Origin of the sequence: Gryllotalpicola koreensis, from assembly GCF_039538185.1 — a bacterium.
In the GTDB taxonomy this organism is placed as follows: domain Bacteria; phylum Actinomycetota; class Actinomycetes; order Actinomycetales; family Microbacteriaceae; genus Gryllotalpicola; species Gryllotalpicola koreensis.
On the sequence record NZ_BAABBW010000005.1, the window covers coordinates 543102 to 553640 of the forward strand.

11 protein-coding genes are annotated in these 10539 nt (G+C 69.2%); 6 read left to right on the forward strand and 5 right to left on the reverse strand.

Features of this window, described 5'->3' with window-relative positions; genetic code table 11:
- The first annotated feature begins 43 nt into the window (after positions 1–43).
- A complete protein-coding gene (locus ABD708_RS17090) occupies positions 44–331 on the forward strand; it encodes a GNAT family N-acetyltransferase (protein ID WP_344756689.1) in 288 nt (95 codons plus the stop codon).
- Positions 332–353: 22 nt separating this feature from the next.
- The gene (locus ABD708_RS17095; protein WP_344756734.1) at positions 354–1163 is read left to right on the forward strand and encodes a putative protein N(5)-glutamine methyltransferase; all 810 of its coding nucleotides are present in this window, start codon (positions 354–356) and stop codon (positions 1161–1163) included.
- A 3-nt stretch (positions 1164–1166) separates the two neighbouring features.
- On the opposite strand, the gene ABD708_RS17100 is transcribed toward ABD708_RS17095, so the two are convergent.
- Complete coding sequence (locus tag ABD708_RS17100) at positions 1167–1619, reverse strand: VOC family protein (protein ID WP_344756691.1); 453 nt, start codon at positions 1617–1619, stop codon at positions 1167–1169.
- A 121-nt stretch (positions 1620–1740) separates the two neighbouring features.
- Between ABD708_RS17100 and ABD708_RS17105 the strand changes: the two genes are divergently transcribed.
- Both ABD708_RS17105 and ABD708_RS17110 read left to right on the forward strand, forming a co-directional pair.
- Positions 1741–2715, forward strand: a complete 975-nt coding sequence (locus ABD708_RS17105) for a zinc-binding dehydrogenase (RefSeq protein ID WP_344756693.1) — start codon at positions 1741–1743, stop codon at positions 2713–2715.
- Between the two features lie 49 nt (positions 2716–2764).
- Positions 2765–3115, forward strand: a complete 351-nt coding sequence (locus tag ABD708_RS17110; protein ID WP_344756695.1) for a hypothetical protein — start codon at positions 2765–2767, stop codon at positions 3113–3115.
- Positions 3116–3119: 4 nt separating this feature from the next.
- Here ABD708_RS17110 and ABD708_RS17115 read toward each other — a convergent pair whose 3' ends face one another.
- The 4 genes from ABD708_RS17115 to ABD708_RS17130 form a co-directional block, all read right to left on the reverse strand.
- Positions 3120–4004, reverse strand: coding sequence for a dihydrodipicolinate synthase family protein (locus ABD708_RS17115; RefSeq protein WP_344756697.1), 885 nt, complete (start codon positions 4002–4004; stop codon positions 3120–3122).
- Between the two features lie 29 nt (positions 4005–4033).
- Complete coding sequence (locus tag ABD708_RS17120) at positions 4034–5395, reverse strand: MFS transporter (protein ID WP_344756699.1); 1362 nt, start codon at positions 5393–5395, stop codon at positions 4034–4036.
- 102 nt (positions 5396–5497) lie between these two features.
- Positions 5498–6208: a FadR/GntR family transcriptional regulator gene (locus tag ABD708_RS17125; protein WP_344756701.1), complete on the reverse strand. Its 711-nt coding sequence runs from the start codon at positions 6206–6208 to the stop codon at positions 5498–5500.
- A gap of 96 nt (positions 6209–6304) precedes the next feature.
- Positions 6305–7417: a dihydrodipicolinate synthase family protein gene (locus ABD708_RS17130; RefSeq protein ID WP_344756703.1), complete on the reverse strand. Its 1113-nt coding sequence runs from the start codon at positions 7415–7417 to the stop codon at positions 6305–6307.
- 9 nt (positions 7418–7426) lie between these two features.
- Here ABD708_RS17130 and ABD708_RS17135 point away from each other — a divergent pair, with 9 nt between their 5' ends.
- Together ABD708_RS17135 and ABD708_RS17140 are read left to right on the forward strand one after the other, a co-directional pair.
- Positions 7427–8353 carry a dihydroxyacetone kinase subunit DhaK gene (locus tag ABD708_RS17135; RefSeq protein ID WP_344756705.1) on the forward strand — a complete coding sequence of 309 codons (927 nt, stop codon included), beginning with the start codon at positions 7427–7429 and terminating at the stop codon, positions 8351–8353.
- A complete protein-coding gene (locus tag ABD708_RS17140; protein ID WP_344756707.1) occupies positions 8353–10416 on the forward strand; it encodes an aldehyde dehydrogenase family protein in 2064 nt (687 codons plus the stop codon). The genes ABD708_RS17135 and ABD708_RS17140 overlap by 1 nt, the downstream gene beginning before the upstream one ends.
- The last annotated feature ends 123 nt before the right edge of the window (positions 10417–10539 follow it).

Here is a 10539-nt window from a genome sequence, read left to right on the forward strand (position 1 = left end):
GGCTACCGGCGCGGCAGGGCGCACGCGGGCTTAGGCTCAGAGCGTGAGCAGCGAGTTCCAGCACGACACCGAGGCGCACCGCTACACCCTCAAGGTCGACGGGAAGCTGGTCAGCGCCGCCGACTACACGGTCAACGGCGACCGCCTCTCGATCACCCACACCTTCACCGACCCGATGCAGCGCGGCCACGGCTATGCCGGCCAGGTCGTCTCGTTCGCGGTCGACGACATCGAGAAGAACTCCCCAGAGCTCAAGATCGTGCCGATGTGCTGGTACGCCGCGAAGTGGTTCGACGAGCACCCCGAGAAGTCGGGGCTGCTCGCTGGCTGATCTCGCCCAGCTGGTCGCGAGACTGCGCGCGGCCGGCTGCGTCTTCGCGGAGGACGAGGCAGCGCTGCTGATCGCGGCGACGACGGATGCCGGCGAGCTCGAGGCGCTCGTCGCGAGGCGCATCGCGGGCGAGCCGCTCGAGTACGTGCTCGGCTGGGTCGAGTTCGCAGGGCTGCGGCTCGCGGTCGCGCCGGGAGTGTTCGTGCCCAGGCGGCGCACGGAGCTGCTGGTCAGGCTCGCCCTGCGATCGTTGAGGAGCGCCGTAGGCGCGTCTCGAAACGATCTCGCCGGTGACGATGGCTTCGAGACACCGCTGCACGGCTCCTCAACCATCGGGGGTTCGGTGCTCGAGGTGTGCTGCGGGGTCGCGCCGGTGGCGACCGCGGTGAAGAGACGGATGCCGCAGGCATCCGTCGTCGCCTCCGATCTCGACCCGGCCGCGGTCGCCGCCGCGCGCCGCAATCTCGAGCCGCTCGGCGGTGCGGTCGTCGAGGGCGACCTGTTCGCCGGGCTGCCCGCGGGCGCGCGCTTCGACGTGATCGTCGCGAACGCCCCCTATGTGCCGACGGACGAGGTGCGGAACATGCCGCGCGAGGCACGCGACTTCGAGCACGCGCTCGCCCTCGACGGCGGGGCGGACGGACTCGCGCTGCACCGGCGCATCGCGGGCGAGGCGGCCACCTGGCTCAAGCCCGGAGGCACGCTGCTCGTCGAGACGAGCCGGCGTCAGGCATCCGTCGATCTCGAGATCTTCGAATCCCACGGCTGGCGCGCCGAGATCGCGCGCGACGACGAGCTCGACGCGACGGCCGTGTGCGCGGTTCGCGCGTAGTGCTCAGAGAGCCTGGTGCGAACCGAGCGAGCTGGGGTCGCTCGGGACTTCGGGGGCGCCGAAGTCGAACATCCAGCTGATGCCGAACCGGTCGGTGAGCTGGCCGTAGTAGTCGCCCCACGGCGCGAGGTCGAAGGGCAGCACGTCGGCGCCGCCCTCGGAGAGGCTGGCGTAATACCGGCGGCCGGTGTCGAGTTCGGCGGCGTCGCCCGAGAAGCACAGGGAGACCCGGGAGCCCTGCGAGAAGGGCATCGACTCCGGCACGTCGGAGCCCATGATCGAGACCGGGCCGTCGAGGCTCGCGTGCATGATCTGGTTCGGATCGGCGCCGTCGGTCATGCCGCCCTCCGCGAAGGTCATGAGGCTCAGCTCGCCGCCGAACACCGACTGGTAGAAGTTCATCGCCTCGCGGGCCTGGCCGCGGAACGAGAGGTAGGGAGTGAAGCTGGCGGACATCGGAAGGCCTCCTGAAATGAGTGATTCTGTGGCCGAATGACCTGCAGTCGCGGGCATCATCCCGCCGGAGCCGCGCGGCGGCAAGAGTCGATATCGTGGCAGGCGGAACGGGAGGTACACCGTGCGCGCTGCTGTCGCCGTCGCTCAGAGCCTGGACGACCCGCTGTCGGGCCTATCCCTCAAGGAAATGCCCGATCCCGAGCCGAAACCGGGGTGGACGCGGGTGCGGGTGCGCGCCGCATCCCTCAACCCTCACGACGTGTGGACCCTGCGCGGCGTCGGCCACCCCGCCGAGCGGATCCCGATGGTGCTCGGCTGCGACGGCGCGGGAGTGACGGATGCCGGCGACGAGGTCGTCATCCACCCCGTGCTCGGCGATCCGAACCGCGGCGGGGGCGACGTCACCCTCGACCCGAAGCGGGCGCTGCTGTCCGAGACCGTCAACGGCTCGCTGGCGTCGTTCGTGCTGGTGCCCGACGCCTGCGTCGTGCCGAAGCCCGACTGGCTGGGCTTCGACGACGCGGCCACGCTCGGCATCGTGTGGGGCACCGCCTACCGCATGCTGTTCACCCGCGCCCGGGTCCGCGCCGGCGATCGCGTGCTCGTGCAGGGCGCGTCGGGCGGTGTCGGCAGCGCCGCGATCTCTCTCGCCCGCGCCGCCGGTGCCAAGGTCTACGCGACGGCGCGCACCGACGCCAAGCGTGCCTTCGCGCTGGAGTGCGGCGCACACGAGGTGTTCGAGAGCGGTGCCCGGCTACCCGAGCGGGTCGACGTCGTCGTCGACACGGTCGGCGAGGCGACCTGGGCGCACTCGCTGCGTTCACTGCAGCCGGGCGGCGTCGTGGTCACCTGCGGCGCGACGAGCGGCAACATGCCGCCGGCCGAGCTGAACCGCATCTTCTATCAGCAGCTGTCGGTGATCGGCTCGACGGGGTCGACGCGCTCCGAGTTCGAGGCACTGCTGCGCTTCCTTGAGGCGAGCGGCGTGCGGCCGCACGTCGATTCCGTGCTGCCCTTCGACGAGATCCCGGCGGGCTTCCAGCGGCTCATCGACGGCGAGGTGCGCGGGAAGCTCGTGGTGCGGATTTCTGAATAGCCGCGGCCCTTGCGCCGTGCACGCCGCATCCCTGGGTACCGTCGGCGTGATGCCTGCCCCCGTCACCGAAGTCGAATTGATGCTGAAGCGGAAGAACCGCCTCGCCGAAGAGCGCAAGGCGGCGGACTTCCGGGCGATCGAGCAGGAGAAGCGCGGCGAGGCGCAGCGGGTGCGGCTGCTGGCGGCATCCGCTCGCTCCGGTCAGATCGCGAAGATGCGCGAGACGGATGCCAGGCGGCTCGACGCCGAGGCGGATCGCTGCGCCGCAGAGGCCGCCAGAGCCGACGAGCGCGCCCGCCGGTTCGCTCTCGACGAGGAGCTCATCGCCGTGCGGCTGGCGCACGCCGAGCCGTCGGCGGCACTCGCCGACTCCGGCGACTCGGAGTGGACCATCGTCTGACCGGCTAGCGGACGGCCGCGAGCGGGGCGAGTGCATCCTCGAGCGCTGATCGGACCGCGGCGGGCACCGGCGAGGCGGGGCTGCGGCACTCGCCGAGGTCACGCCCGAGAATCGACAGCGCCGCCTTGACCCGCGCGGGGAACTGCGGCCCGCGGACGACCTTCCAGATCGGGAACATCGTGTCCTGCAGCGCGCGGCCCGCAGCGTGATCGCCTTCCTGCGCCCAATCCCACAGACGACGGCACTCCGCCGGGAACAGCGAGAGCACCGCGGAGATCGCGCCGTCGGCGCCGAGCTCGAAGCAGCTGAACAGCAGCTCGTCAGTGGCGGCGTACACCATTGCGTTCGGGGCCGTCAGCCGCATGTCGTACATCGCCATGATGCCGCCGACACTCTGCTTGACGCCCACCACGTGCTCGATCTCGAGGAGGCGCGTGAAGGTCTCCGGGGAGATCTCGTTCTGCGGGACGACGTTGTAGATCACGATCGGGAGCCCGACCTCGTCGGAGATCGCCCGGTAGAACACCTCGTTCCCGGCGGCGTCGGGCACCAGCACGTTGTAGAAGGTCGGCGTCACCATGAGGGCGTCGGCCCCGGCGTCCCTGGCGAGCTTCGCTGCACGTACCGCGGCCTTCGTCGAGCTGCGGATGACCCCGGCGACGACCGGCCGATCACCGCTGAGAGCGCGTGCCTCCGCGACCAGCCGGCCGAGCTCGTCGTCCTCGAGCACAGCGCCCTCGCCGGTGCTGCCACCCGGGCTGACCCCGTGCACGCCCTGCCCGAGCAGATGCTCGACCTGGTCGCGGAAGATCCCGTAGTCGATCGATCCATCGGCAGTGAAGGGGGTGAGCGCCGGGGCGACGAGGCCCCGGATGGGCGCGGTCGGCATGATGTTGCTCCTTGAGTGGGGTGAGGGGGTCAGCGGGCGGGTGCCGCGTCCGGGATCTCGCGGCCGATGGTCAGGAGATCGCGCTTCCGGGTCTCCGGCACGATCTTGATCGCGATGAGCGAGACGATCGCACCTACTACGACGTACCCGGCCACGAGGTACCAGCGCGTGCTGTCCGGGCCAGCGAGCAGGGCCGCGATGAACGGCGTGAGGCCCGCGGTGATGATGCCGGCGATCTCGCGGGCGCCGGCGACCGCGCTGTAGCGGCTGTGCGCCGGGAACATCTCCGAGAACAGGGCCGGCTGCACGGCGCCGACCGGGTTGTGTCCGAGGTTGAGCACGAGGACGTAGCCGAGCGTGATCAACCAGAAGTTCCCGGTGTTCATCAGCAGGAAGAACGGGAAGGCGGCGAGCGCGACGACGATCGATCCGAAGGCGAAGACCGGGCGCCGCCCGATCTTGTCGGAGGCCCAGCCGTAGAGGCATGTGGCCGGGATCGCGATGACCGCCATGATCAGGATCGAGGCCTGCATGCCGGACGCGTTCACGTCGATCGCCTTGGCGTAGCTGATCGCGAACACGGTGAGCAGGAAGTACGGGAGTCCTTCCGAGAAGCGCAGTCCGGTCATGAGCAGGATGTCGCGCCAGTGGTCGACGAAGAGCGTCGCGATCGGCCCGCGCTTGGCGAGCGGAAGAGCGCCCGTCGCCTCCGCGATCTTGTTCTCGGTGAAGACAGGAGTCTCGACAAGGCTGCGGCGCATCCACAGGCCGGCGATCAGCACCACGATCGAGGCGAGGAACGGCAGCCGCCAACCCCAGCTCAGCTGCGCCTCCTGCGGGAGCATGAGGACCAGGGCAATCGCCCCTGCGACGAAGAGCTGGGAGACGAACCCGCCGAGGTTCGGAATGGCGGAGAAGAACCCGCGGCGCCCAGGGGGCACAGACTCGGCCACGAGCACCATCGAGCCGCCCCACTCGCCGCCCTGCGCGATGCCCTGAATGACACGCACGACGATCAGCAGGATCGGAGCGAGCGCCCCGACGTTCGCATACGACGGCAGGAAGCCGATCGCGATCGTCGCGCCGCCCATCACCCAGAGCGTGAAGAGCAGCGCCTTCTTGCGGCCGAATCGGTCGCCGTAGCGGCCGATCAGCAGACCGCCGAGCGGGCGGACGAAGAAACCGACGGCAAACGTCGCGAGGCTCGAGAGGGTCGCGGCGAAGGCGTCGCCGGGGAAGAAAAGCGTCGGGAAGAAGAGGCTGGCGGCGGTGCCGTAGAGCAGGAAGTCGTACAGCTCGAGCGTGTTGCCTGCGAGACCGGAGAGCGTCGCCTTCCAGAAGTAGCCGCGGCCCTGGGCCGGGGATGCGGGTGAAGGAACGGAAGCATTCATCGTTGAAGTCCTGTCGGTTCGGGTGGGCCCGGAGCTGGGGGCCGTCGCCAAACTATATACACGTCAGTTGTCTGTCAACCGACAAAATAAATCGAGCAGAGGTCACTCTGCCGCGGCGTGGCCGTCACCACTCGCGAGACGGTGGACGTCCAGGCGCGAGTGATCGATGTGATTCCGCATCGCCGCGCTCGCGGCCGCGGGGTTCCGTGCGGCGATCGCCTCGAAGATCGCGCGGTGATGCGGGAGCGCCAGCAGAGGGTCGGCCGGTGGGGAGAAGACGTGCGCGCGATACTGCCGCAGGCTCGGGATGAAGGAGTCGTAGAAGACCCGCAAGCCACTGTTGCGGCTGGCCGCAAGGATGACGCCATGGAAGGCCTCGTCGGCCGCCACCTTGGCGTCGACGTCATGCCCGAGCAGGACAGCTTCGAATGCGTCGACGCTCTCGCGCAGCGCAGCGATCTCCTCGTCCGTCGCCCGTTCGGCAGCGAGCTCGGCAACGAACGGCTCGATCGCCGCGCGCATCTCGAGCAGCTCGGCGATCTCGAACTCATTGCCGCGAAACCATTCCTGGAAGCGCTGCCGATCGGACTGCGTCTTGTCCACGACGAACGCCCCGCGGCCGTGCTTGATCTCGATGTAGCCCTCGGCTCGCAGGGTGGCCAGCACCTCGCGAGCGGTCTGGCGGCTGACTCCGAACTCCTCGACGATCTGAAACTCGGTCGGCATCTGCTGCCCGACCTCCAACGATCGGGCGTGGTCCCGCAGAACGGGAAAGACCTCGTCCACACGACTCACACGACGCGCTCTCGCCATACTCTGCCCCTCCGGTGGACCGAGCCTACAGCCGGCCCGCGACCCGTCCCGGCAGCCAGGCGTGGGAGGGAGCGCCACCGGCCCCCTCCCCCTGACTCAGACGCCGGCGGGCTCGAGCAGGCGCGCCGACTTCAGCGCCTCCCGGATGCGCGACCGCCGACCCTCGTCGGGCGCGAGGATAGGGCTGCGCGACACGCCGTTGTTCCGACCGAGGAGCGAGAGAGCGTACTTCGCGTTCGCCGTCATGTTCGGACCCTCGATGCTGCGCCAGACGGGCAGAAGGCGACGATGCATGGCAAGCGCGCGGTCGTGATCACCGGCCTGCACGGCCGCATGGAGCTCGGAGGTCTCTCGCGGGAACACCGCAGTCATACAGGTCACCGCGCCGTCGACTCCGAGCGCGAAGGTCGGATAGAGAAGGTCATCGATGCCCGTCGTGATCGGCACCTTGTCGTGCAGCAGGGCCATCATGTCGGCCACCTTGTGCATATCACCGCCGCTCTGCTTGACGCCGAGTACCCACGGAGCGTCGTCGACGATGCTGTTCATCGCGTGGACGTCGATGTCGACCCACGGGATCACGTTGTAGATCAAGATCGGCAGTTCGACCGCATCGCCGATGCGGGTGAAGTGCTGAACGAGTCCGGCCACGGACGGCACCCACAGGTAGTGCGGCGGCGTGACCTGGAGCGAGGAAACGCCGGCGCGCCGCGCCGCCTCGCCCTTGCGGATCGCCTCGATGGTGGTGTCGGCGATGACGCCGCCGATCACCTTGACGCGCCCCGCGGCTTGATCGACCACGGCCTTGTTGAGCCGGTAGGTCTCGTCTTCCGAGAGCCCCTGACCTTCACCGGTGCTGCCGCCGATGCAGATGGTGTGCACGCCCGTCGAGATCAGGTATTCGACCTCCGCACGGATGAGGTCCTCGTCGAGCTCCTCCGTCTCTGGATCGAAGGCGGTCACCATCGGGGGGATGATGCCCGACAGGTCGAGTTGTACGCCGTTGTGCGACTTGGAGTAACTGTGACTCATGAGTTCGGTCCTTTGATTGAAGTCATCCGTTGACGGACAACTGATATCATGCCCGTATCGCGCGATGCTGGCAATGCAGGCACCCCAGGAAGGCGGACCACTCCGATGCCACAACTGTTCATCCCTTCCGGTCGAGAGGGGCTTGCGGCTGCGCTCCGCGGGTTCGCCGACGCGCACCCGGAGAAGGTGAGACTGGTCGAGGATCCGACCTACTTCGCCGGCGTGCAGCGCAATCCAGGCCGGTCGGTCGCACTGGTCTCCGGCGGCGGATCCGGCCATGAGCCCCTCCACGGCGGCTTCATCGGGCCCGGTCTCCTCGACGCCGTCGCTCCCGGGCAGGTCTTCGCCTCCCCGCACAACCGTCAGGTGTACGAAGCGAGCCGTGCCGTCGCGCTGCCGGGTGGAGTCGTGCACGTCGTCAAGAACTACACGGGCGATCGCATCAACTTCGGGATCGCGGCTGAGCGACTCCGCGACGAGGGCATCCCGGTCGGGCGCGTGCTCGTGCACGATGATGTCGCCACAGAATCCGCGCACACCGCGACGGGACGGCGCGGGACTGCGGCAACCCTGCTCGTTGAGAAGATCCTCGGGGCGGCTGCGGACCGGGGCGCGACGCTCGAAGAGCTCGTGCGCCTCGGAACGGCGGTCAACGACCGCAGCCGCAGCATTGCCGTCGCGAGCGAGTTCCTCACCTCGGTGCACACCGGGGCGCGCATGCACGAGCTCGCCCCCGGGCAGGTCGAATACGGCATCGGCATCCACGGCGAACGGGCCACGCTGTCGACCCCGTTCGCCGATCTGAAGACACTCATAACGCGGATGCTCGATGATGTCCTCGCCTCGCTCGGCACGCTGACCGGGCGCGGCTCCATCCTCTTCGTGAACGGTCTGGGCTCCGCAACCCCTCTCGAGCTCTACGCGATCTACTCGATCGCGGTCGAGCGCCTTGCGGTGCTCGGCATCGACGTCGCGGCACGCCTCGTAGGCACTTTCGTCTCCGCACTCGATATGCACGGATTCTCGCTGTCGCTCCTCGACCTCGCCGAGGACGACTGGCTCGGGCTTTGGCAGGCGGACGCATGCGCCGCCGGATGGAACGGACTGCACTGATGACCGCACTGGATGCGACCCTGCGCTCTGCCTTCGACGCCTATAAGAGACTCGTCGATGAGGCCGAGCCGCTGCTTACTGCTCTCGATGAGCGTTCGGGCGACGGCGACTTCGGAGCGAACCTCCAGGGCGGGCTGTCCCTCGCGGCGAGCCATGCGGAGGGCGACAGCGGCAGCGATGCCTGGGCGGCGCTCGCGAAGGTCTTCCTCGACGACGTCGGTGGAACCAGCGGCCCGCTGTTCGGCCTTCTCTTCCGGCAGCTCGCGCGAGCGGCGGCGATGGGCGCGACGCTTCCCGCCGTGCTCGCCGACGGCACCGCTGCGGGCCTCGCCGCGATTCAGCGGGTCGGCGAAGCACAGCTCGGCGATCGCACGCTCGTGGACGCGCTGGCGCCCGCCGTCGAGGTCCTCCGCACCGGCGGCACGCTCGCCACGGCCGTCACCGCGGCGGTGGACGGCGCCATCGCGACACGCGAACTGGTGGCCCGCCGTGGACGTGCGAGCTACGTCGGCGAGCGGGCCGTGGGGTCCCCCGATCCTGGTGCGGTCGGCATCGCCTTGATGTTCACGGCCTTCGGCCGATCCGCCGGCGAGGACGTCGAGCAAGGCCTCGACCGCCTGCTTCAGGCGTCAGCGAGTGCGGAGGAGTCGACCGACGCGGCGACCGACGCGCTCGCTCCCGATTCCGCAGTTGCCATAGCGGCCGCCCACCGCGCCCGCCGCCCCTTGGCGGGGCTTCCCCTCACACAGCGGGCCGATCTGCTCGATCAGCTGGCGGCGACGCTCGAGGAGCACAGCCAGGAGCTCGTCGCGATCGCCGAGGACGAGACACATCTCTCGACCGGGCGCCTCTCCGGGGAGGTCGTGCGCACCGCCTTCCAACTGCGGATGTTCGCAGACCTCGTCCGCGACGGCGGGTTCCTCGATGCCCGGATCGATCCAGCCGACCCCTCATGGCCGGTCGCGCCGCGACCGGAGCTCCGCCGCTCGCTGCGCCCGGTAGGACCCGTGCTGGTGTTCGCGGCGAGCAACTTCCCCTTCGCCTTCTCCGTACTGGGTGGCGACACCGCATCAGCGCTCGGCGCCGGGAATCCGGTCGTCGTGAAAGCACACCCCGGGCATCCCCGCCTCTCCCGCCGTGTGGCCGAGCTCGCGATCACCGCCCTCGCCGCGGCAGGGGCGCCCGAGGGGATCTTCGCCCTCATCGAAGGACAGGACGAGGCAGTCGCGGCGCTGCGCGATCCGCGAATCGCCGCCGCCGCATTCACCGGTTCGATCGCGGGCGGACGGGCGCTGTTCGACATCGCCCAGTCGCGGCCCGTACCGATCCCGTTCTACGGCGAGCTCGGGAGCAGCAACCCTGTGTTCGTGACGCCGGCTGCGGATGCGGATGACGCCGAGGAGATCGCCGCGGGCTTCATCGCGTCGTTCACGCTCGGCGCCGGCCAGTTCTGCACGAAACCCGGCACCCTCTTCGTACCGAGCGGATCGGCGGTCCTCACGGCGCTCGAACGATCGCCTCTCCCCGATCCCGCGCCGCTGCTGAACGACCACATTCTCACCGGCTTCCGGCGCCGCCTCACTGAGCTCATCGAGGCGCCCGGCGTCACGCGGCTGCGCAGCGTCGACGACCCGTTCGCAGACGTTCCCGGCCCGATCCTGTTGCGCACGCACGGCGATCAGGTGCTCGCGAACCCTGCGCGGTATCTCGACGAGTGCTTCGGGCCTGCGGCGCTGGTCGTCGAGTACGGCTCCGACGACCAGTTGCTCCGACTCGCGGAGGTCTTCGACGGGCAGCTCACCGCGACCGTTTTCGGGACGGAGGCGGATTCCCCGCGCACCCTCCTCGACACGCTTGCAGAGCGGGCGGGACGTCTGCTCTGGTGCCAATGGCCAACAGGGGTCGCCGTCACCGATGCGCAACAGCACGGCGGTCCCTATCCAGCGAGCACGGCGTCACAGACGACCTCGGTCGGCACCGCGGCGATCGTCCGATTCCTGCGCCCGGTCGCCCTCCAGGGTTTCCCGGGTCGGCTGCTCCCGGCCGAGCTCCGCGACGCCTAGGTGTAGTTCCTCGGCACGTTGTGAACGTGGGCTGAGGTAGCGAAGACCTCCGGAACGATGTGGGTTACCACACTCTCATCGCTTCACGGAGGTCTTCGTGACTCACGCTAATGCCCATCTGAC